The organism is Pedobacter sp. ASV12 (assembly GCF_016429155.1).
Taxonomy (GTDB): domain Bacteria; phylum Bacteroidota; class Bacteroidia; order Sphingobacteriales; family Sphingobacteriaceae; genus Pedobacter.
In genome coordinates this window covers 64,594-86,641 of record NZ_JAELUC010000003.1, presented here as the reverse complement: position 1 = coordinate 86,641, position 22,048 = coordinate 64,594, and the positions used below count along the sequence as shown (strand labels likewise).

Below are 22,048 nucleotides of genomic sequence, written 5' to 3'. Positions count from 1 at the left end.
GTCTCAGCAATCCCCTTTTTAAATCCATATCCATGAATAAGCTTTATTTTTACTTTCTGATCCTTTCCGTTCTCTTTGTTTCCTGCAAAAAGGGAAGCACCCCGGCCCCAGTTGATCCACCTGTTGCTCCCGCTACCTATTCCTTTTCCGATTTAAAGGTAAATGACACCTTCAATGGCTTTACCTACTATGGCTTAAACAATGCCCCTATAGTTAAAATTACTTTCTCAAGCCCAATCAACGGAAGCTCTGTTGCTGGCAATGTTACACTTACAGACGGTGCCGGCAATGGTGCCAGTTTTGTATCTTCTTTAGAAAACAACGATAATACGGTTGTGATTACGCCCGCTGCGCTTCAACCCATTACAAAATATACCCTAACAGTTAACACTGGATTGCTGTCAAAAACCGGCAACAAACTGCAAAGCGGCATCAGCGTAACACTGGTTACTGCCGTTGACAATACCGATAAATTTCCAAGAATTACAGATGACGAGCTCCTTACCCTGGTTCAAAAGCAAACCTTCAAGTATTTTTGGGATTTTGGGCATCCTACCAGTGGACTGGCACGCGAGAGAAACACCGCTGGGAACACAGTAACATCCGGAGGCTCGGGTTTCGGCATCATGGCCTTGGTAACGGGCGTAAGCAGAAACTTTGTGAGCCGCGCCGAGGGCTTGGCTAGGATGCAAAAAATCGTGGCCTTTCTTAAAACTGCCGACCGCTTTCATGGGGCTTACCCGCACTGGCTCGACGGCAATACGGGTAAGGTTATCCCGTTCAGCACCAAAGACAACGGTGGAGACTTGGTAGAAACATCATTCCTAATGGCCGGCCTCATTACCGCCCGTCAATACTTTAATGGTGCAGACGCGGCCGAAACCGCACTAAGGGCCGACATCAATAGCATTTACAACGGCGTTGAATGGAACTGGTACAGAAAAGACAACGGCAACGTACTCTACTGGCATTGGAGTCCAAATTATAACTGGGACATGAACCTGCCGATCAAAGGCTGGAACGAATCGCTCATCACTTATGTCATGGCCGCTTCCTCTCCTACCTTCAGCATTCCCAAATCAGTTTACGACCAAGGCTGGGCTCAAAACGGAGCCATGAAAAATGGCAACACCTATTACGGCGTGCAGTTGCCTTTAGGTTCGGCCAATGGCGGTCCGCTTTTCTTTGAGCATTATTCCTTTTTGGGTATCAATCCGATGGGCCTGAGCGATGCTTATGCCAATTACGAAACACAGACCAAGGCACATACCCTCATCAACTACAACTATTGTAAAGCCAATCCGTTGGCCTATTACGGCTATAGCGAAAACTGCTGGGGACTTACCGCCAGCGACATTCCGAACGGCTATACCGCGAGTTCGCCAAGCAACGACGTTGGAGTGATTGCGCCTACCGCCGCATTGGCATCGTTCCCTTACACGCCAACAGAATCCATGCAGGCATTAAAGTATTTCTACTACAAATTGGGCAACAAGCTATGGGGCGATTACGGCTTTTATGATTCCTTTTCGCTACATCAACAATGGTTCGCTAACTCTACGTTGGCTATTGATCAGGGCCCAATCATCGTGATGATCGAAAATTACAGGACCAAGCTGATATGGAACCTTTTTATGAGCGCTCCCGAAGTTAAAACCGGAATGAGGAACCTGGGCTTTACAGGTCCTAATCTATAAACACATCCATGAAACTGAAATACTTAATCATACCTATTGCATTTGCGACCTTAGGCATCAATCATGCAGGCGCACAGACTTTTGAACAAATTACAAAGGCGCCTAAGATCAAAAAAAACCTCTCCGACGACAAATTATTAGACGTTGTTCAAAAACAGACCTTCGAATATTTTTGGGATGGCGCCGAACCTACCTCTGGCGCGGCCAGGGAACGCTACCATGCCGACAACATCTACCCCGAAAACGATAAAAGCACCGTAGCCACCGGAGCGACAGGCTTTGGCCTGATGGCCATTTTAAGCGGCATCGACAGAAAATACGTAACCCGTGAGGAAGGTTTGAAAAGGTTGAACCAAATCCTAGATTTTTTGGGCAAGTCGGATCGTTTTCATGGCGCCTGGCCACACTGGTTTCATGGGGAAACTGGCAAGGTACGTCCCTTTGGCAGGAAAGACAATGGCGGCGACTTGGTAGAAAGTTCGTTTGTAGCACAGGCCCTGATCTGCATCAAAGAATATTACAAAAACGGAACCCCTGCCGAAAAAGAAGTCTCGGAAAAAGCTGATGAGCTTTGGAAAGGCATTGATTTCGATTGGTACCGCAATGGCCAAAACGTATTGTATTGGCACTGGTCGCCCGAGTACAAATGGCAGATGAATTTTCCTGTTAAAGGCTATAATGAATGTTTGATCATGTATGTATTGGCGGCTTCATCGCCAACACACGGTGTACCGGCAGCGGTTTACCACGAAGGCTGGGCTAGAAACGGTGAACTGAAAACCAGCTTCGAAGTATACGGACATCCTTTTACCTTATCCTACCAAACCCCAAAAAATACTGTTGGGCCTTTGTTTTGGGCACATTATTCTTACTTGGGCTTAAATCCGAAAGGCTTAAAAGACCGTTACGCCAACTATTGGGAGAATAACGTAAACCAAACTTTGGCCATCCACGATTATTGCGTGGCCAATCCAAAAGGCTTTAAAGGCTATGGCCCCAACAACTGGGGCTTAACCGCCAGCTATTCGGTTAAAGGTTATGCCGCACACAGCATCCAAGAGGATTTTGGCGTCATCTCCCCTACGGCAGCCATTTCATCCCTGCCTTACACCCCAAAAGAATCGATGAAGGTCATCAGGCATCTGTACGAAAACCTGGGTGACAAGGTTTGGGGCAAATACGGCTTTTACGATGCCTTTTCAGAAACCGACAACTGGTATCCGAAAAGATATTTGGGCATAGACCAGGGGCCAATGGTGGTGATGATCGAAAACCACCGTTCGGGTCTGCTTTGGAAATTGTTCATGCAAAACGAAGATGTACAAAAAGGATTAATCAAACTAGGCTTTGAAAGCCCTGCAATCAAAAAATAGAATGAAGAAAGTCTTAGGCCTATTGTTTGTTCTTTTCAGTGTATCGACGGGCTTTGCACAGCAACAGACCTACTGTAACCCTATTAACCTCGATTATGGCTATACGCCTTTTCCGAGCTTTGTAGAATGGGGCAAGCATCGCGCCACCGCCGATCCTGTTATTGTAAACTACAAAGGCGACTACTACCTGTTCAGCACTAACCAATGGGGTTATTGGCACAGCAGCGATATGCTCAACTGGAAGTTTAACGAAAGAAAATTTTTACGCCCCTGGAACAAGACCCTTGATGAGCTTTGCGCACCAGGCGTGGGCGTGGTTGGCGATACCATGGTGGTTTTTGGCAGTACCTATACCAAAAACTTTACCCTTTGGGGAAGCACCGACCCCAAAAACAACAAATGGTTTCCACTAGTCGATTCGCTGGAAATTGGGGGCTGGGACCCGGCCTTTTTCACCGACGACGATGGCCGTTTTTACATGTACAACGGCAGCAGCAATACCTTTCCGGTATATGGTGTAGAGCTCGACCGCAAAACCTTCAAACCCATAGGCACACGTACGCCCATGTACTTGTTGCAAGATTGGCGCTTTGGCTGGCAGCGCTTTGGCGAGCACATGGACAATACTTTTCTCGACCCTTTTATTGAGGGTGCCTGGATGACCAAGCACAACGGCAAATACTATTTCCAATACGGCGCGCCGGGAACCGAGTTTAGCGGTTATGCCGACGGCGTGGTAGTAGGCAACAAACCACTTTTTGATGGCGCCCAAACCACGCCGCAATCCGACCCCCTGAGCTTTAAGCCAGGTGGCTTTTCGAGAGGTGCTGGCCATGGCGCCACTTTTCAGGATAACCAACAAAACTATTGGCATGTTTCTACTTCGATCATCTGCGTAAAAAATACTTGGGAAAGGCGCATTGGTATTTGGCCAAGTGGTTTTGACAAAGACGATGTGATGTGGTGCAATACCGCCTTTGGCGATTATCCGCTTTACCTGCCTGCCGCCAGAAAACCTGATGGCCCCGCTGGTCCGGGTTGGATGCTCGTCAACTATAAAAAACCAGTAACCGTTTCGTCTACCTTGGCAGGCTTTAATGCCAACAACGCCGTTGACGAAAACATCAAAACCTATTGGAGCGCCAAAACGGCCAACAACGGCGAATGGATCCAGACAGATTTGGGCAACGTTTCAACCGTTAATGCCATCCAAATCAATTATGCCGATCAAGACGCCGAGTTTATGGGCAAGCAGACCAATATTTACCACCAGTACAAATTGCTGTATTCGCTCGATGGCAAAAAATGGAGCACTTTGTCCGACAAGAGCCAGAACAAAACCGATGTACCCCATGATTACATCGAACTCAGCAAACCCGTACAAGCCCGTTTCATCAAAATGGTGAACATCCATATGCCAACCGGCAAATTTGCCATTAGCGGATTGAGGGTATTTGGCAACGGCAATGGCGAAAAACCCGAAGCGGTTAAAAACCTGATTGTTTTGCGTACCGAAAAAGACAAACGCAGCGCCTACATCAAATGGCAACCGGTAGATAATGCATTTGCTTACAACCTTTACTACGGCACCGCGCCCGACAAGCTGTACAATTGCATCATGATCCACGATTTTAACGAATACTGGTTCAAGGCTATGGACAGCCAGAAAACCTACTATTTCACGATAGAAGCCATAAACGAAAACGGTGTTTCAGCCAAAACACCCATTAAAAAAGTTGAATAACATGAATACACACATAATGAAAAAAACACCTTTCCTATTTACTTTATTGGCCCTTTTTGCATTGGCCAGCTCGGCACAGGTCAAAAAAACAACCAATCCGCAGCAAGCAAAAATGGATTCCTTCATCAAAAACCTGATGACCAAAATGACGATCGACGAAAAGATTGGTCAGCTTAACCTCGTTACCGGTGGCGAGGCCACTACTGGCTCGGCCGTAAGCACCGATGTAGAATCGAAGATAGCCAAGGGAAACGTAGGAGGGATTTTTAGCTTAACTACCCCACAAAAAATCAGAAAAGCCCAAGAAATAGCGATGAAGAGCCGTTTGAAAATCCCTTTGATTTTCGGACAGGACGTCATACACGGTTATAAAACCACCTTCCCTATCCCTTTGGCCTTGGCGGCCAGCTGGGATATGCCACTGATCCAGAAAACAGCCCGCATAGCGGCTACCGAAGCAAGTGCCGACGGCCTGAACTGGACCTTCTCGCCGATGGTTGATATCGCTCGTGATGCACGCTGGGGCAGGATTGCCGAAGGCAGCGGAGAAGATACCTTTTTAGGTTCCGAAATTGCCAAGGTAATGGTTAAGGGTTACCAAGGCGACGACCTAACCAAGGTAAACACCATCATGGCCTGCGTTAAACATTTTGCCTTGTACGGCGCCGCAGAGGGTGGCAGAGACTACAATACCACCGACATGAGCCTAGACCGCATGTACAACGATTACCTGCCGCCCTACAAAGCCGCTTTAGATGCCGGCGCGGGCAGCATCATGGTGTCATTCAACGATATCAATGGCGTACCAGCCACTGCCAACAAATGGCTGCTTACCGATCTTTTACGCAAGCAATGGGCCTTTAAAGGCTTTGTAGTATCAGACTATACCGGCGTAAGCGAACTCATCGACCATGGCTTGGGCGACTTGAAGACCGTTTCGGCATTATCCCTAAAAGCAGGCAACGATATGGACATGGTGAGCGAAGGCTTCTTAACCACGCTTAAAAAATCGCTCCAGGACGGCAAAGTAACACAAGCCGAAATCGACAGGGCTTGCCGCTTGATTTTAGAAGCCAAATACAAACTGGGCTTATTCGACGATCCGTTTAAATACTGCAGCGAAGAAAGAGCCAAAAACGAAATCCTTACTCCGGCCAACATCCAGTTTGCCAGAGAAACCGCTGCCAAGACCTTTGTCTTGCTCAAAAACCAGAACCAGGTATTGCCACTTAAGAAATCGGGCACCATTGCCTTGGTGGGGCCTTTGGCCAATAGCAAAGCCAACATGCCCGGTACCTGGAGTGTAAATGCCGATATGGCCATCGTTCCTTCCCTGCTGGAAGGCATTAAAAACGTGGCCGGCAGCGAGGTAAAGATTTTGCATAGCCTAGGCGCTAACCTCACCGCCGATGCGACTTTGCAGGCCCATTCGACCATGTTTGGCAGAGAAATTCCTAGAGACAACCGCAGCGAAGAAGAACTGATTAAGGAAGCTGTTGAAAACGCAAAAAAAGCCGATGTTGTCGTAGCGGCTTTAGGCGAATCATCGGAAATGAGTGGCGAAAGCTCTAGTCGCACCGATTTGGGCATTCCAGCTGTACAACAAAGATTATTGAAAGCTTTGGTTAAAACCGGAAAACCGGTAGTTTTGGTGCTCTTTGCCGGTAGGCCAATGACCCTGGTATGGGAAAATGAGAACGTACCGGCCATCTTAAACGTTTGGTTTGGAGGTATTCAGGCAGGAAATGGCATTGCCGATGTATTGTTTGGCAATGTAAACCCATCGGGCAAGCTCCCGGTAACCTTTCCGCAAAACGTAGGTCAGCTGCCATTGTACTATGCCCACAAAAATACTGGACGTCCGTTAGAAGATGGCAAGTGGTTCCAAAAATTCCGTTCTAACTATTTAGACGTCAGCAACGACCCACTCTATCCTTTCGGTTTTGGCTTAAGCTACACCACTTTTGCCTATGGCGATTTGAAATTGAACACCAACACCCTCAAACCTGGCCAAAAAATAACCGCCAGCATTACCGTGAGCAATACTGGCAAATATGCAGGTGAAGAAGTAGTACAACTTTACATCCGCGATATGGTAGGCAGCAGCACCAGACCCGTAAAACTATTGAAAGGTTTCCAAAAAATAAGCCTGCAACCCGGCGAAAGCAAAACCGTAAGCTTTAACATCGACGAAGAAGCCTTGAAGTTTTACAATAGTGAGCTGAAGTATGTTGCCGAAGCCGGCGATTTCAAGGCATTTATTGGACCAAATGTAAGAGACGTGAAAACAGCAGATTTCAAACTGGTAAAATAAATCCGATGAAAAAACTAATCGCCTTATGGTGTTTTGCTCTAGCACTTGTTCAAGCAAAAGCGCAAGATTTTTCTCAATTCAAGAAGGAAATCCTGGTTCAGGGGGCAGATACTTTAAAATACAGGATTTTATATCCCGAGCATTTTGACCCTGCAAAGAAATACCCAATCGTATTCTTTTTGCACGGACGTGGCGAAAGCGGCAATGACAATGAAAAACAACTAACCCATGGTGCCCAGATGTTTTTAGCTGATGATTTCAGGAAAAAATTTGAAGCGGTGGTTATTTTTCCGCAGTGCGCCGAGCAAAGCTATTGGGCCAATGTAGAGATCGAAGCCGTTAACACCAAACGTTTTTTCACTTTTGTGAAAGGCGGGGAGCCTACCCAATCGATGTCGCTTTTGCTGCAGCTAACCGATAAAATGGTTAAACAACCCTTTGCCGACAAAAACAAAATCTATGTAGGTGGCCTATCGATGGGAGGCATGGGTACTTTTGAGGTCTTGAGGCGCAGGCCTTCAACCTTTGCAGCGGCCTTTGCCATTTGTGGTGGCGATAACGTGGCCAACGCAAAGAAATACCAACATGTACCGCTTTGGATTTTTCATGGTGGCTTGGACGATGTAGTTTCGCCACAGTTTTCTTACGGCATTTACCGAGAGCTTAAAAAGCTGGGGCACGAACCCAAATTTACCATTTACCTCAAGGCCAACCATAACAGCTGGGATAGTGCTTTTGCCGAACCCGAATTGTTGCCATGGCTTTTAAGCCAGCATAAATAGCATCACCAAATCGGTTCAGTGCCAGATAAGGTACAATTAAAAACAAAAGCCCCGACAATAAATCGGGGCTTTTTTATTCATGAGTTTGCAACTACTCGGCCATGTTGTGGTAAACGGCCTGTACGTCGTCGTCTTCCTCCAGCTTATCGATCAGCTTCATCACATCGGCAGCCTGCTCTTCAGAAACAGGATGGTGCGAAAGCGCGATACGCTCCAATTTAGAGCTTTTCAGTTCGATGCCTTTTTCTTCCAAAGCTTTCTGCAAAGAACCAAAGCTTTCAAAAGCGCCTTGCGCCACTACAATATCGTTTCCTTCTTCATCGGCCTCCACATACAATTCTTCCAAACCAGCGTCGATCAATTCGAATTCCAGTTCTTCCAAATCCAGGCCGTCGGTAGGCACAAACCTGAAGATCGATTTACGGCTGAACACAAAATCCAAAGATCCAGTTTTGCCCAGAGAGCCATCGGTTTTATTGAAATAGCTGCGCACATTGGCCACGGTTCTGTTCGTGTTATCGGTAGCCGTTTCGATCAGTACGGCAACGCCATGCGGCGCATAGCCTTCGTAAACAATCTCCTCATAGTTGGCCATCGATTTATCAGAAGCACGCTTAATGGCCGCATCTACCCTGTCTTTGGGCATATTTACCGCCTTGGCATTTTGAATGGCCGTACGCAGGCGCGAGTTGGTTTCTGGGTGCGGACCACCTTCTTTTACCGCAATGACGATATCTTTGCCAATACGCGTAAACTGAACCGCCATTTTGGCCCAACGCTTAAATTTTCTTTCTTTTCTAAATTCGAATGCTCTTCCCATTTTTTTAGTATTGAGTACGGAGATAAGAGAGGTAAGAAAGGAAAACTTCAGCCTTTAGCCCCTCCACCTATATCTTGATTATTTTTTTAAATTGATTAACATTTCGCTGGTCATTTTGGCCAGGTCAAATTCCGGCTTCCACAACCATTCTTTTTGTGCATAACTGTCGTCTATCGATCTTGGCCAGCTATCGGCAATGGCCTGGCGCGGATCGTTTTCGGTGTAAGACAGCTTAAAATCAGGGATATGCTTACGGATTTCTGCGGCCAATACCTCTGGGGTAAAGCTGATACCCGCGAAATTGTAACTAGACCTGATGCCGATATTTTCGGCTGGTGCATCCATCAATTCGATGGTGCCACGAATGGCATCGTCCATGTACATCATCGGCAATTCGGTAGTGGCCGATAAAAACGACGAATAGCTTCCTTTTTTCAGGGCTTCGTGGAAAATATGAACCGCATAATCGGTAGTACCACCACCAGGTGCAGCTTTCCAACTGATCAATCCCGGATAGCGGATGCTTCTTACATCCAGGTTATATTTTTGATAATAATACTCGCACCAGCGCTCGCCCGCCAATTTGCTGATTCCATAAACCGTGTTCGGATCCATGGTACAATATTGAGGGGTTTGGTCTTTTGGCGAATTCGGCCCGAAAACAGCAATAGAGCTTGGCCAATAAACTTTGGCGGTCTTATACACCAAAGCCAAATCAAGCACATTGAGTAAACCATTCATATTCAGGTCCCATGCCAATTTTGGGTTTTGCTCGCCTGTGGCCGACAACAAAGCTGCCAGCAAATAAACCTGTTTCGGTTTATATTTTTCGAAAATCTCTTTCAGGATTTCCTTGTCCAAAACGTTTACAAATTCAAACGGCCCGGCATTTTTCAATTCATAATCCGGCCTTCTGATATCGCAGGCTACCACATTGTCGTTTCCATACGCCTTGCGCAAGGCAGTAACCAATTCGGTTCCGATCTGTCCGTTAGAACCTAGGACTAATATTTTTTCGTTCATTTTTAAAATAGGTATGGGTAGCAAAGGTAAAAAATTGCCGCAAACCTTGGCAATTGTTTAAAGTTATGTGCCATAAAAATGTTTATCGGCTTTTAGCACAAAGCAAAACCATTTTTGCCACATGGGCAATGTCCTGATTTTTTAAGGTATTTTATTTGCTTGTAAATTAATTTTTACAATGCCCATATGGGTTCTAGCGCTGGGTCTAAGTGTATTTAATACAATATATAATCTATAATCATTCTAAATAAAGTCTGACGTTCGTTGAGTTAACATATAATCAGTAATTTAAATCACAGAAACCTTTAACCAAATACTTATGGACAGAAGAGAAGCCGTAAAAAGTGTTGCCTTCTTAATTGGTGGAGCCCTATCGGCAACTACCTTGGCAACCTTGTTCGACAGCTGCAATGAGCCGGGTAAAGACAGTGCGCACTTGTTCACTGCCGACCAAGAAAAACTTGTTACAGAGCTGGCCGACATCATTATTCCAACCACCCCAAAATCACCGGGCGCCAAAGCCGCCAATGTAGGACCTTTCATTATCATGATGGTGAAAGAATGTTATCCCGACGAAGCGCAAAAAACTTTTGTAAAGGGCCTCGAAGGTTTAGAAGACCGTTCGAAAAAAGAGTTCGGCAAATCTTTCCTTGCCATATCGGTCAAAGAGCGCGAACAATTGGTAACCAAGCTTCGCGACGAAACAGTAGCTGAGCAGAAAGAAGATGGCGAAAAACAGAAAAAACTGGATGAGCAATCAAAGGCTACAGACAAACAAGGCAATCCAATGACGGTTAAAGAAAAGCCTCCTGGCAAATCTTACTTCTTTGCCATTGCCAGAGACCTGACCATGCTGGGCTTCTTTACATCAGAGGTTGGCGCAACACAAGCCTATGAATACGTACAAATCCCAGGCCGCTATGATGGTTGCGTAGACCTTAAACCGGGCCAAAGGGTTTGGGCATAAACTTAATCTACCAAAAGTTCTGAACCAATTGAGGCATTGCCCATTGCATAACAGGCAAGCCGAAAGAACTGAAAAACCACTGAAAACAAAACAACAGACAAATGAACTTAAATACAAAAGCTACCGCACAAAACACTTACGATGCCATTGTAGTAGGCTCGGGTATTAGCGGAGGTTGGGCAGCAAAAGAGCTAACCGAAAAAGGTTTAAAAGTATTGATGCTCGAAAGGGGCAGAAACATTGAACATATTAAGGATTATACCACGGCCATGAAAAAGCCATGGGAATTTGAACACCGCGGTCGACTAACCGAAGAGCAGAAAAAGACGCATCCGGTACAAAAACGCGACTATCCTTATCAAGAGTATAACGAAAGCTTTTGGGTAAACGATTTGGAGTGCCCTTACACCGAGGTCAAACGCTTCGATTGGTACCGTGGTTTCCATGTAGGGGGCAAATCGCTGATGTGGGGACGCCAAAGCTACCGTTTAAGCGACCTGAACTTTGAAGAAAATGCCAAAGACGGACATGGCGTTGATTGGCCGATCCGCTACAAGGATATCGCCCCTTGGTACGATTATGTAGAGAAATTTGCAGGCATCAGTGGCCAGGTCGAAAACTATCCCCACTTTCCCGACGGACATTTTCTGCCTCCGATGCAGATGAACTGCGTAGAAAAATCTGTAAAAGAGCGCATCGAAAAAAAATACAACAAAGCCCGTATCATGACTATTGGTCGTACGGCAAACCTCACCGTAGAGCATGGGGGCCGTGGCAGTTGCCAATACCGCAACTTGTGTAGCCGTGGCTGTCCGTTTGGTGCTTATTTCAGTACCCAATCTTCTACCCTGCCAGCAGCTGTAGCAACCGGAAACCTAACCCTACGCCCTTTTTCTTTGGTAAACGAAATCATTTACGATAAAGAGACCCAAAAAGCGAAAGGCGTGCGTGTAATCGATTCGGAAACCATGGAACATCATGAGTATTTCGCCAAGATCGTTTTCGTAAATGGTTCTACTTTGGGCACCACTTTCTTGCTGCTCAATTCTACTTCTGCCGAACACCCAAATGGTTTGGGCAACGCCAGTGGCGAATTGGGCCATAATTTAATGGATCACCATTTCCGTTGCGGCGCCTCGGGTACCGCCGAAGGTTTCGACGATAAATATACTTACGGCAAGAGAGCAAACGGCATCTATATTCCTCGCTACAGAAACATCGGCAACGATAAACGCGATTACCTCCGTGGCTTCGGCTACCAAGGCGGTGCAGGCCGTTCGGGCTGGCACAAAGACATTGCCGAATTGGCTTTTGGTGGCGATTTCAAAGACTTGATTTCTACACCAGGCATTTGGAGCATGGGCTTGGGCGGTTTCGGCGAATCGCTACCGCGCCACGAAAACCGGGTGTATATCGACAAAACCAAAAAAGACAAATGGGGCCAGCACGTATTAGCTATCGATTGCGAGTTTGGCGACAACGAATACAAAATGCGTCAAGACATGATGAACGATGCCGCCGAAATGCTGGAAGATGCAGGCATTAAGGACGTAAAAACCTACGATAATGGCTCTGTACCGGGCATGGCCATCCACGAAATGGGAACCGCGCGCATGGGCAAAGACCCTAAAACCTCGGTTCTGAACAAATGGAACCAAATGCACGAGGTAAAAAATGTATTTGTCACCGATGGTTCATGCATGCCTTCTATTGCCTGCCAAAATCCATCGCTAACTTTTATGGCCTTAACCGCCAGAGCGGCCGATTACGCAGTAAGCGAATTAAAGAAAGGAAACATTTAATCAATAAAGGTAGAAGGCAAAAAGGTTAAAGGTGTAAGGCTAAACCAGCCCTACGCCTTTGGCCTTAAACCCTACACCCCAAAATACTATGCAAAGCAAGATACGAATGGGCATGATTGGTGGCGGACGCAAAGCCTTTATTGGCGCAGTTCACCGCATGTCGGCCCAATTAGATGGATTGATAGAACTCAGTTGTGCAGCATTAAGCTCCGATCCCAAGGTAGCTTTAGAATCTGGCAGAGATTTAATGTTGCCTGCCAGTAGGATTTACGAAAGCTATCAGCAGATGATTGCCCAAGAAAAGCAGCTGCCCGAAAACGAGCGCATGCATTTTGTAAGCATCGTTACCCCAAACAACCTGCATTTTGAACCCGCTATGCTGGCGCTCGAAAATGGATTTCATGTGGTGATAGACAAACCTATTACCTTAACCCTGGCCGAAGCCAAAGCACTGAAGCAGAAAGCCGATGAAACCGGACTTTTTGTTTGCCTAACGCATACCTACTCAGGTTATCCAATGGTAAAACAAGCCAAAGAGATGATCAAAAATGGCGCGTTGGGCACCATCAGAAAAGTATGCGTAGAATATCCACAAGGCTGGCTAAGCCAACCTGCCACCAGCGACAACAAGCAAGCAGCCTGGCGCGCCGATCCTGCTAAAAGCGGTATCAGTGGCTGCATGGCCGATGTGGGCACACACGCCGCGCACTTGGCCGAGTATATTTCAGGCCTGCAAATCACCAAGATCTGTGCCGACCTCCACATTGTTGTAAATGGTCGCGCGCTCGACGACGATGGCAACGTGCTCCTCAGGTTTAACAATGGCGCCAATGGCACTTTAATGGCTTCGCAAATTGCTGCCGGCGAAGAAAACGCCTTAAAAATTAAAATCTATGGCGAAAAAGGCGGCATGGAATGGCACCAAATGGAGCCTAATAACTTAATCGTGAAATGGCTCGATCAGCCCATGCAGGTTTACCGCACTGGCAATGCCTATGTAAGCGAAATTGCCAAATTCAACACCAGAACCCCATCCGGACACCCTGAAGGCTACCTTGAGGCTTTTGCCAATATCTATAAGAATTTTGCGCTGACTTTAGCAGCCAGGCTGGATGGCAAAACCCCAAGCCCTTTTATGCTTGATTTCCCAGACGTCAACGATGGCGTAAGGGGAATGGCCTTCATAGAAAATGTAGTAGCCTCGAGTAAATCAGACCAAAAATGGTACGATTTTAAAATTTAGAACAAAATGACAACGATACAAGGACCAGCCATATTTTTAGCCCAGTTTATTGGAGACGAAGCACCTTTCAACTCGCTCGATGGCATTTGCCAATGGGCGGCCAGCTTGGGCTTTAAAGGCATCCAAATTCCTACACTCGACCCACGCTTCATCGATTTAAAACTAGCAGCCGAAAGCAAAACCTATGCCGACGAATTGAAGGCCAAAGTGGCTTCTTACGGCTTGGCCATTACCGAGCTGTCTACGCATTTGCAGGGCCAATTGGTGGCTGTAAATCCAGCCTACGACCAGTTGTTTGATGCCTTCGCCGCACCAGAAGTAAGAAACAATCCGAAAGCCAGAACCGAATGGGCTGTACAACAAATGAAATATGCCGCTAAGGCTTCGCAAAACCTGGGCTTAAATGCGCACGCTACCTTTAGCGGCTCCCTGCTTTGGCATACTTTCCACCCTTGGCCGCAACGCCCCGAAGGCTTGGTAGAAGATGGCTTTAAGGAATTGGCCAAGCGCTGGTTGCCTATCCTCAACGAATTTGACCAGTGTGGCGTAGACGTTTGCTACGAAATACATCCAGGCGAAGACCTTTTTGATGGCGAAACCTATGAAATGTTTTTAGACAAGGTAAACCAGCACCCAAGGGCCTGCTTGCTGTACGATCCCTCGCATTTTGTATTGCAGCAGTTAGACTATATCCAATACATCGATTTTTACCACGAACGCATTAAGGCATTCCACGTTAAAGATGCCGAATTTAATCCTACAGGCAAACAAGGCACTTTTGGAGGCTATCAAAGCTGGGCCAACCGGGCAGGCCGCTACCGTTCGCCAGGCGATGGCCAGGTCGATTTTAGACGTATTTTTAGCAAATTGGCACAATACGACTTTAAAGGCTGGGCCGTTATGGAATGGGAATGCTGCATCAAGGATTCTGAAACCGGTGCCCGTGAAGGAGCCGAATTCATTAAAAAACAGATCATTCCGGTAACCACCAAGGCATTCGACGATTTTGCGGCCTCGGGTGGCGATACCGGCTTTAACCAAAAAATATTAGGCATTTAAACAACAATACCCTACACAAATGAAAAAAACACTCCTATTTTTAAGCGGAATCGCCCTATTTCTCACAGCTTGCGGCGGTTCAAGTTCGGACGAATCATCAACGGCCAATACCGAAACCCCAGCGCCTGCAGCAGCCAAGCCGGCTATGGATCCAGGCGAATTATTGATCGTTAAATCAGATTGTATCGGTTGCCATCACAAAGAAGATAAACTGATCGGGCCGGCTTACCAGGAAATCGCAGCCAAATACCCAAATACACCAGAAACAGTAACCGCATTGGCCGGAAAAATCATCAAGGGAAGCAAAGGTACTTGGGGCGCTGTTCCGATGACACCGCATCCTAAAATCAGCAACGACGATGCACAGCTGATGGTAAAATACATCTTATCGCTCAAGAAATAATCAAACCTTAAAAAACTAAACTAATGGAAAAGGGAAAACAAGAAGCGGAATCACAGAGTAGACGTAATTTTATTAAGGCTGGAGCCATTGCTACGGCCGCTTTTATGATTGTGCCACGCCACGTTTTGGGCGGCAAGGGCTTTTTGGCACCAAGCGATAGGCTGTTGGTTGCCGGTGTGGGTGTAGGTGGCAAGGGACAAAGCGACATTGCGGCATTCGCCGCCAGTGGCAAGGCCGATATCGCCTTCCTTTGCGATGTGGATGATCGCCGGGCAGCCAAAAGCGTTAAAGACTTTCCAAAAGCAAAGTACTACCGCGATTGGCGCGAAATGTATGAAAAAGAACATAAAAACTTCGATGCGGTTTCGGTATCAACCCCCGACCACAACCACGCCATACAAACCTTGGCCGCCATGCAGTTGGGCAAGCACGTTTATGTGCAAAAACCCCTTACTCACGATATTTACGAAGCACGCGCCTTAACCGAAGCCGCCAAAAAGTATAAAGTAGTAACCCAAATGGGTAACCAAGGTGCCTCAAACGATGGACCGCGTCAAATGAAGGAATGGTACGATGCCGGCCTCATTGGCGACGTACATACCGTTTACGCCTGGACCGACAGACCGGTTTGGCCACAGGGTATTGCCTGGTCTGCCAATAAAGCCGAGGTCCCGAAAGAGCTCGACTGGGATTTATGGCTAGGCACCGCTCCCTATAAGGATTATGTAAACAAATTGGTGCCTTTTAACTGGCGTGGCTGGTGGGATTATGGCACCGGTGCCTTAGGCGATATGGGCTGCCACCTGTTAGAAGCACCATTTAGCGTATTGAACCTGAAATACGCTACCGAAGTACAAGCCAGCGTAGGTTCTGTTTACGTAGATGAGTTTCAGCGAGGCTATTTCCCCGAAAGCTGCCCGCCATCGAGCCATGTTACCCTTAAATTTCCAAAAACCAACAAAACCAAAGGCGATGTAACCGTACATTGGATGGATGGCGGTATTCAGCCGGAAAGGCCGGAAGAACTGCAGGCCAACGAAACCTTTGGCGATGGTGGCAACGGCACCTTGTTTATCGGCACCAAAGGCAAAATGATGGCCAGCACCTACAGTGCCAACCCCCGCTTGTTGCCTCTATCAAAAAACGCCGATATCAAAGTGCGTCCAAAATTTGCCCGCGTACCTAACCAGGCCAACGGCCACTATGCCCAGTGGGTAGAAGCGGCTATCGCCGGCTACGGCAAAAACGAACTGAGCTCGCCGTTCGAAATTGCCGGCCCGCTAACTGAAGCCTTGCTCATGGCCAACCTGGCCATCCGTGGCGCCGATATCCAAAAGAAAAATGCCGACGGAAAAATCATTTACCCAGGCAGGTATACCAAATTGCTTTGGGATAACGACCAAATGAAGGTGACCAATTTTGACGATGTGAACCAATTCGTAAAAAGAGAATATCGCAAAGGCTGGACTTTGGGCGCTTAATTAATTTCTAAAACGTTAACACTAAAAATATCCTAACAGATGAACAAATACCTATTATCAGCGGCATTGCTACTGGCCATGGGCTACGGCGCCGCTGCGCAAACCGCCAAATTGCCTAAAGGCTTTAAATGGTTATTCGATGGCAAAACTACTACCGGTTGGCATACTTATGGCAAAACTACGGTTGGCCAAGGCTGGAAAGCCGAAGACGGCGTGCTCCACTTTAATCCGAAGGCCAAGAACAACGATGGCGGCGATATTGTAACCGATAAGGAATATTCCAATTTCCATTTGAGCCTCGAGTGGAAGGTAGCCCCGAAATCAAACAGCGGCATTATTTTTTATGTGCATGAAGAATTGCCAAAATATGGCCAAACTTACAGCACAGGCCCAGAAATGCAGGTATTGGATAACGACGGGCATCCAGATGGAAAAATCACCAAGCACCGTGCCGGCGATTTGTACGACCTAGTCAAAAGTTCGTCGGAACCTGTAAAACCGGTTGGCGAATGGAACAAAGCCGAAATCATCAGCAATAAGGGCAAATTAACCTTCAAGCTGAACGGCGTAACCGTAGTGAACACCACGCTTTGGGACGACAACTGGAAATCGCTGATTGCGGGTAGCAAATTTGCCAAATGGGAGGGCTTCGGCACTTTCAAAACCGGTAAAATCGCTTTGCAAGACCATGGCGACGAAGTATGGTACAGAAATATCATGATTAAAGAACTTTAAAAACAGGCTTAAATTGGGAGGTTTGAGGACAAATCAAACCTCCCAGCACTTGCCTTCCCCCACTACCCTAAACTAACCAAACTAAACCAAATGAATACGACAACGAGATTTAAACTATCTTTCATGATGTTCCTGGAATTTTTTATCTGGGGCGCATGGTTTGTATCCTTAGGAACCTTTTTAGCAGCTAATTTAACTGCTACAGGCTCGCAAACAGCATCGGTTTTCTCAACTCAATCATGGGGAGCCATTATTGCACCTTTTATTATAGGCTTAATTGCTGACCGTTATTTTAATGCAGAAAAGATTCTAGGAGTGTTGCACATTATTGGAGCTATTTTAATGTACCAAATGTACAAAGCTACAGACATCAGTGTATTCTATCCTTATGTGTTTGTATATATGGTGCTCTATATGCCTACCTTAGCCTTAGTAAACTCAGTTTCGTTTAACCAAATGAAAGACCCTGAAAAAGAGTTCTCTACCATTCGTATTTGGGGAACGCTAGGATGGATAGCAGCCGGCTTATTGATCAGTTATTACTTCCATTGGGATTCAAAAGAGGGTACTGCATCAGGCTTTTTGAAAAACACTTTTTTAATGGCAGGCATAGCTTCCCTCGTTTTGGGACTATTCAGCTTTCTATTACCAAAAACACCACCTAAAATAGCTAAATCAGAAAAAGTAAAGATTTCAGAACTATTAGGTTTTGATGCTTTGAAACTGCTAAGAGATAAGAACTTTCTGATTTTTTTCATTTCATCTATCCTGATCTGTATTCCATTGGCTTTCTATTATCAAAATGCCAATCTCTTTCTTTCTACGATTGGTGTAGATAATCCGACAGGAAAAATGACCATTGGCCAGGCCTCTGAAGTGATATTTTTATTATTTATCCCTATTTTCTTTAAACGTTTTGGCTTTAAGAAAACCATTTTAGTGGGTATGATAGCTTGGGCCATCCGGTATGCTTTATTTGCTTATGGCAATGCAGGTGAGTTAAGTTTCATGCTGATTTTAGGTATTGCACTTCATGGTATCTGTTACGATTTTTTCTTCGTTTCAGGACAGATTTATACTAACTCTAAAGCAGGTGAAAAATTCAAAAGCTCAGCTCAAGGATTAATTACCTTGGCCACTTATGGCATAGGAATGTTGATTGGATTTGAAATAGCGGGCTTAATTAAAGACAACTATGCTATGGCCGATGGAAGCTTTGACTGGAAAATGATCTGGATTATCCCTGCTGGAATAGCTTTTGTAGTGTTCTTGTTATTTACCATTCTTTTTAACGACAAGACCAAAGACATAACCGAAGCCCAAAGTTAAAATCGATACCATCCTGATATGAATTCTAGAAGATCCTTTATTAAACAAACCGGCCTGTTCGTAGCAGGCGCTGCCTTATTGCCTTCCTTGCCCGCCTTGGCTTTTGCCAAGCCGAAAAAAGTGGCTGGACTACAACTTTACTCACTCAGAGACTTATTGCCCAAAGATGTTAAAGGCGTTATCAAAGCCGTGGCCGAAGCAGGCTATGGCGAGGTGGAAACCTATGGCTACTCGAAAAGAGACAAATTTTGGGGGCTCGACCCCAAAGCTTTTGGCGATTTGCTGAAACAGCATGGCCTGAGGGCACCAAGTGGCCATTACGACATGGATGGCTTTATCGGTACCGGAAACAGTGACGTGCTTAAAACCTACATTGAAGCCGCCAACATATTGGGGTCTGAATACATCACCATTCCTTACCTGGGCGACCACCTGCGAAAAGATTTAGACGGATTTAAGAAAGTAGCAGCTAGACTAAACGAAGCAGGATCCTTGTGCAAAGCTGCTGGATTAAAATTAGCCTACCATAACCACGATTTCGAATTCAAGAAATTTGGCGAAACCACCGGCTATGAAGTGATGTTAAATGAAACCGACAAAAAATTGGTCGATTTTGAAATGGATCTGTATTGGGTAGTGAGATCGGGCAACGATCCGCTGAAGCTATTTGCCGCCCACCCAAAACGCTTTACCATGTGGCATGTTAAAGACATGGATAAAACCAATCATGGCCTCAATACGGAGGTAGGCAAAGGCGCCATCGATTTTAAGGCTATTTTTGCCCAGGCTAAACAATCGGGTGCCAAACATTTCTTTGTAGAGCATGAAACCAATTATCAGCCTAACGAACTGGCTTCCATAAAAACCAGTTGCGAATACCTAAAAGCCAATCTATTGTAGAAGCATTCGCTTAACCATATAAAAGCCCGGCCTACTTAATTATTTTAAGCATAAGCCGGGCTTTCGATTTGGGCAAAACCTAAGCCTGTTCTGCGTTTTGCTGAGCCTCTGCAACCAGATCTTTAATAGCCGATCTGCGTTTTTTCGGCGATGGTTCTCCAACCAAATGCGGGACCGCCGTTTCTGCCGCCAGTTCCTCATGTTCTTCGCCAACAATGCGACGTTTAAGGTTATCATAACCGTCGCGCATACCGTTACCCAGATTTTTGGCTCCATCAGCAATACGCTTACGCGATTCTTCGCCACTGGCTGGGGCAAACAAGATACCAAGCACTGCACCCGCAGCCAAACCCGCAATTAAGGCAACCGCCACTTGGGCATTATAATTTGATTTTTCGGCAAAAAGCCTTGAAATTAATTTTTCGTATTTCATAACAACTGTTTTAAAAAACAACAACAGATCAGCGCTATTGTTTAAAATAACGTCAATTTAACCAACTCATGATGGTTTTGGCACCAAAGCTTTACGTTAATTGAGCTTGGCAGCCAATACGCAGGCCTGTCTAAAGTGCTCACGCTTGCCGTTTAGTGCAAAGGTATCAAATTGTACCACATAAATACCCACCTTGCTGCGTTGCCCATTGTCGTCCGTGCCATCCCAGGCAAAGCTTCCCGAAGTGGCAATACTGGTGTTTCTTTGCAATTTCCGAACTAAAATGCCTTTGTCTGAATAAATATTGACGCTAGCCAATTGCCCGTTGTTCACAAAGCGATAATCAATTTGCAACTGGTCTTCAAAACCATCCCCATCAGGCGAGAATGTTTTGCTGCCTAGGGTTACACGGTTAGCAAGCAGTTGGCTGTCTTCCTCCTGCGAATTGCGATAAGTTGGTGTTGCAAAACCCACACTAGCCGCTGCCGATTTGAAATTGCCTGGCTCATCGGTTGGTCTGGCAAACGAAACCCGCTCCAGCGAAACACCATCGGCATTACGCAATAAGGCCAGATGCATGTCTTCACGGTATGCCAGCCGGTCAATCGGCTTTAATGAACTTAACAATACCACCGTACCCTTATCATTATTAAACGTAGGCAAACTTGTCATTTTCACTAACTGTGCAGGAAAACTGACCTGGTATTGCGCTTGAACAGCATCCGGATTAGTCGTTAACACCCAATACGTTTTGGCAGGCATCAGTAAGGAGACAGGGCTTACATTTTTAATACTTGCCGGATTGCCATTTGCATCGGCATTAGCCAATTGCAGATTTTTTAAATCCAGCAGCTGGTTACTCGCATTATATATCTCGATAAAATCGACACCGTCTTTTTTGGGATTGACCAAAATCTCGCTGATCAGGATATCGCCCTTTTGAAATTCGTATGGCTGTACAAAAATAAAATTGGCTTGATTATCCTTTGAAATTGTATTTCCTTTTAGGTCTTTTACGCCGCTTACCGTCAAGGTGTAGTTACCTGTTGGCAAAGCCGAAGCATATACCAGTTGGTAAACATTGGGTAAAGCCGTAGCCTTAACCAAAGCCGGACTACCCAGCTTAGTAATAATGTAATTACTGGCAGTTAAAGCCGTACCGGCTATTAAACGCTCCGAAAAAACGGCTTCAATGGTTTTATCGTCCAAAGCTTTGGCACTGAGCAAAGTTGGCGGGCTTACGTCTGGCACCAGTTCGTCTACCTTAAAATCATCAAAAATAAAACCCTCAGACCGGGTAGCGGTGTATCGGCATGAAACCCCAAACCAATCGCCATACAAGAAGGCCTTATCGATAGCCTTGCCTTCCAAATTATAGTTTGTGCCCCCGGTAATATCGGCATATACCTCCCATTCGCCTTCGTCGGTACGGGTTACTTTTACCCTGGCTAAAAGCTTGTTTACTTCGGCCCGCGATTTGGCCGGTCCATCGATGATTTTCGTTACCGTTGTACCCGCCTGCCGATACAGATCGTAACTATCGGTACTGCCATTTTCACCAATTTGGATAAAATAGCCATTTAATGGGCCATTTAAGTCCTGCTGGTCGGCCACCAAATAAATCCTGGCCTGATTGGCTGCAGAAGGATCAAAATTCAGCTGCACAAAAAATTCCCACCTGGCATTTGCAGCCAGCCTATTGGGGACAGCCAGCATAACCGTTTGTGCAGCAGCACTTAGCGACGTCTGCAGCTGATTGGAACTATTTACCCTAAAGGCACTGGCCTGGCCAGTCCAAGCTGGGTTTGAAGTGAAGTTTCCGTCGGAGAAATCGTCGAAAACCTGGCCGAATGCAAGTTTAGCACTCAGCATCATAAAAAAGAGCAAAGTTTTTCTCATATTTGGTAGATATTAGAAATCAATTAAATATAATTAAAAAAAGA

At 46.0% G+C, this 22,048-nt stretch carries 18 protein-coding genes; 14 read left to right on the top strand and 4 right to left on the bottom strand.

The window, feature by feature from the left end:
• Positions 1-32: 32 nt before the first annotated feature.
• From JHD69_RS02125 to JHD69_RS02105, 5 genes are read left to right on the top strand one after another with little or no spacing between them, the layout of a single operon-like run.
• Positions 33-1,697 (top strand): glucoamylase family protein, encoded by a 1,665-nt coding sequence (locus JHD69_RS02125; protein ID WP_199136873.1) that lies wholly within the window; start codon positions 33-35, stop codon positions 1,695-1,697.
• An 8-nt stretch (positions 1,698-1,705) separates the two neighbouring features.
• The gene (locus tag JHD69_RS02120; RefSeq protein WP_199136871.1) at positions 1,706-3,070 is read left to right on the top strand and encodes a glucoamylase family protein; all 1,365 of its coding nucleotides are present in this window, start codon (positions 1,706-1,708) and stop codon (positions 3,068-3,070) included.
• 1 nt (position 3,071) lies between these two features.
• A complete protein-coding gene (locus JHD69_RS02115; protein WP_199136869.1) occupies positions 3,072-4,814 on the top strand; it encodes a discoidin domain-containing protein in 1,743 nt (580 codons plus the stop codon).
• A gap of 1 nt (position 4,815) precedes the next feature.
• Positions 4,816-7,128, top strand: coding sequence for a beta-glucosidase BglX (gene bglX / locus JHD69_RS02110; RefSeq protein ID WP_233165628.1), 2,313 nt, complete (start codon positions 4,816-4,818; stop codon positions 7,126-7,128).
• Between the two features lie 5 nt (positions 7,129-7,133).
• Entirely contained in the window at positions 7,134-7,910 is a 777-nt protein-coding gene (locus JHD69_RS02105; protein WP_199136866.1) for a prolyl oligopeptidase family serine peptidase, read from the top strand.
• Between the two features lie 91 nt (positions 7,911-8,001).
• Here JHD69_RS02105 and JHD69_RS02100 read toward each other — a convergent pair whose 3' ends face one another.
• Complete coding sequence (locus JHD69_RS02100) at positions 8,002-8,730, bottom strand: YebC/PmpR family DNA-binding transcriptional regulator (protein WP_199136864.1); 729 nt, start codon at positions 8,728-8,730, stop codon at positions 8,002-8,004.
• Positions 8,731-8,808: 78 nt separating this feature from the next.
• On the bottom strand, positions 8,809-9,753 hold the full coding sequence (locus JHD69_RS02095; protein ID WP_199136862.1) for an NAD-dependent epimerase/dehydratase family protein: 945 nt from the start codon (positions 9,751-9,753) through the stop codon (positions 8,809-8,811).
• Positions 9,754-10,072: 319 nt separating this feature from the next.
• On the opposite strand from JHD69_RS02095, the gene JHD69_RS02090 reads away from it, so the two are divergent.
• The 9 genes from JHD69_RS02090 (at position 10,073) to JHD69_RS02050 (ending at position 19,672) form a co-directional block, all read left to right on the top strand.
• The gene (locus tag JHD69_RS02090) at positions 10,073-10,720 is read left to right on the top strand and encodes a gluconate 2-dehydrogenase subunit 3 family protein (RefSeq protein WP_199136860.1); all 648 of its coding nucleotides are present in this window, start codon (positions 10,073-10,075) and stop codon (positions 10,718-10,720) included.
• Positions 10,721-10,821: 101 nt separating this feature from the next.
• Positions 10,822-12,522 (top strand): GMC oxidoreductase, encoded by a 1,701-nt coding sequence (locus JHD69_RS02085; protein WP_199136858.1) that lies wholly within the window; start codon positions 10,822-10,824, stop codon positions 12,520-12,522.
• 88 nt (positions 12,523-12,610) lie between these two features.
• The gene (locus JHD69_RS02080; protein ID WP_199136856.1) at positions 12,611-13,765 is read left to right on the top strand and encodes a Gfo/Idh/MocA family protein; all 1,155 of its coding nucleotides are present in this window, start codon (positions 12,611-12,613) and stop codon (positions 13,763-13,765) included.
• A 6-nt stretch (positions 13,766-13,771) separates the two neighbouring features.
• Positions 13,772-14,824, top strand: a complete 1,053-nt coding sequence (locus JHD69_RS02075) for a sugar phosphate isomerase/epimerase family protein (protein WP_199136854.1) — start codon at positions 13,772-13,774, stop codon at positions 14,822-14,824.
• A gap of 19 nt (positions 14,825-14,843) precedes the next feature.
• Positions 14,844-15,227, top strand: coding sequence for a c-type cytochrome (locus JHD69_RS02070; RefSeq protein ID WP_199136852.1), 384 nt, complete (start codon positions 14,844-14,846; stop codon positions 15,225-15,227).
• Between the two features lie 23 nt (positions 15,228-15,250).
• Positions 15,251-16,708, top strand: coding sequence for a Gfo/Idh/MocA family protein (locus tag JHD69_RS02065; protein WP_199136850.1), 1,458 nt, complete (start codon positions 15,251-15,253; stop codon positions 16,706-16,708).
• 39 nt (positions 16,709-16,747) lie between these two features.
• Complete coding sequence (locus tag JHD69_RS02060) at positions 16,748-17,443, top strand: 3-keto-disaccharide hydrolase (protein ID WP_199136848.1); 696 nt, start codon at positions 16,748-16,750, stop codon at positions 17,441-17,443.
• Between the two features lie 90 nt (positions 17,444-17,533).
• Positions 17,534-18,772: a nucleoside permease gene (locus tag JHD69_RS02055; protein WP_199136846.1), complete on the top strand. Its 1,239-nt coding sequence runs from the start codon at positions 17,534-17,536 to the stop codon at positions 18,770-18,772.
• A gap of 18 nt (positions 18,773-18,790) precedes the next feature.
• Positions 18,791-19,672, top strand: coding sequence for a sugar phosphate isomerase/epimerase family protein (locus JHD69_RS02050; RefSeq protein ID WP_199136844.1), 882 nt, complete (start codon positions 18,791-18,793; stop codon positions 19,670-19,672).
• Between the two features lie 79 nt (positions 19,673-19,751).
• On the opposite strand, the gene JHD69_RS02045 is transcribed toward JHD69_RS02050, so the two are convergent.
• Both JHD69_RS02045 and JHD69_RS02040 read right to left on the bottom strand, forming a co-directional pair.
• Complete coding sequence (locus JHD69_RS02045; RefSeq protein ID WP_199136842.1) at positions 19,752-20,105, bottom strand: YtxH domain-containing protein; 354 nt, start codon at positions 20,103-20,105, stop codon at positions 19,752-19,754.
• A gap of 96 nt (positions 20,106-20,201) precedes the next feature.
• Positions 20,202-22,004 carry a lamin tail domain-containing protein gene (locus JHD69_RS02040; protein ID WP_199136840.1) on the bottom strand — a complete coding sequence of 601 codons (1,803 nt, stop codon included), beginning with the start codon at positions 22,002-22,004 and terminating at the stop codon, positions 20,202-20,204.
• Positions 22,005-22,048 lie beyond the last annotated feature (44 nt).

What these genes read in the sequence shown, in the direction of transcription:
- JHD69_RS02125 (WP_199136873.1), top strand. Translation starts at nt 33, where the DNA reads ATGAATAAGCTTTATTTTTACTTTCTGATCCTTTCCGTTCTCTTTGTT.
- JHD69_RS02120 (WP_199136871.1), top strand. Translation starts at nt 1,706, where the DNA reads ATGAAACTGAAATACTTAATCATACCTATTGCATTTGCGACCTTAGGC.
- JHD69_RS02115 (WP_199136869.1), top strand. Translation starts at nt 3,072, where the DNA reads ATGAAGAAAGTCTTAGGCCTATTGTTTGTTCTTTTCAGTGTATCGACG.
- bglX (WP_233165628.1), top strand. Translation starts at nt 4,816, where the DNA reads ATGAATACACACATAATGAAAAAAACACCTTTCCTATTTACTTTATTG.
- JHD69_RS02105 (WP_199136866.1), top strand. Translation starts at nt 7,134, where the DNA reads ATGAAAAAACTAATCGCCTTATGGTGTTTTGCTCTAGCACTTGTTCAA.
- JHD69_RS02100 (WP_199136864.1), bottom strand. Translation starts at nt 8,730, where the DNA reads ATGGGAAGAGCATTCGAATTTAGAAAAGAAAGAAAATTTAAGCGTTGG.
- JHD69_RS02095 (WP_199136862.1), bottom strand. Translation starts at nt 9,753, where the DNA reads ATGAACGAAAAAATATTAGTCCTAGGTTCTAACGGACAGATCGGAACC.
- JHD69_RS02090 (WP_199136860.1), top strand. Translation starts at nt 10,073, where the DNA reads ATGGACAGAAGAGAAGCCGTAAAAAGTGTTGCCTTCTTAATTGGTGGA.
- JHD69_RS02085 (WP_199136858.1), top strand. Translation starts at nt 10,822, where the DNA reads ATGAACTTAAATACAAAAGCTACCGCACAAAACACTTACGATGCCATT.
- JHD69_RS02080 (WP_199136856.1), top strand. Translation starts at nt 12,611, where the DNA reads ATGCAAAGCAAGATACGAATGGGCATGATTGGTGGCGGACGCAAAGCC.
- JHD69_RS02075 (WP_199136854.1), top strand. Translation starts at nt 13,772, where the DNA reads ATGACAACGATACAAGGACCAGCCATATTTTTAGCCCAGTTTATTGGA.
- JHD69_RS02070 (WP_199136852.1), top strand. Translation starts at nt 14,844, where the DNA reads ATGAAAAAAACACTCCTATTTTTAAGCGGAATCGCCCTATTTCTCACA.
- JHD69_RS02065 (WP_199136850.1), top strand. Translation starts at nt 15,251, where the DNA reads ATGGAAAAGGGAAAACAAGAAGCGGAATCACAGAGTAGACGTAATTTT.
- JHD69_RS02060 (WP_199136848.1), top strand. Translation starts at nt 16,748, where the DNA reads ATGAACAAATACCTATTATCAGCGGCATTGCTACTGGCCATGGGCTAC.
- JHD69_RS02055 (WP_199136846.1), top strand. Translation starts at nt 17,534, where the DNA reads ATGAATACGACAACGAGATTTAAACTATCTTTCATGATGTTCCTGGAA.
- JHD69_RS02050 (WP_199136844.1), top strand. Translation starts at nt 18,791, where the DNA reads ATGAATTCTAGAAGATCCTTTATTAAACAAACCGGCCTGTTCGTAGCA.
- JHD69_RS02045 (WP_199136842.1), bottom strand. Translation starts at nt 20,105, where the DNA reads ATGAAATACGAAAAATTAATTTCAAGGCTTTTTGCCGAAAAATCAAAT.
- JHD69_RS02040 (WP_199136840.1), bottom strand. Translation starts at nt 22,004, where the DNA reads ATGAGAAAAACTTTGCTCTTTTTTATGATGCTGAGTGCTAAACTTGCA.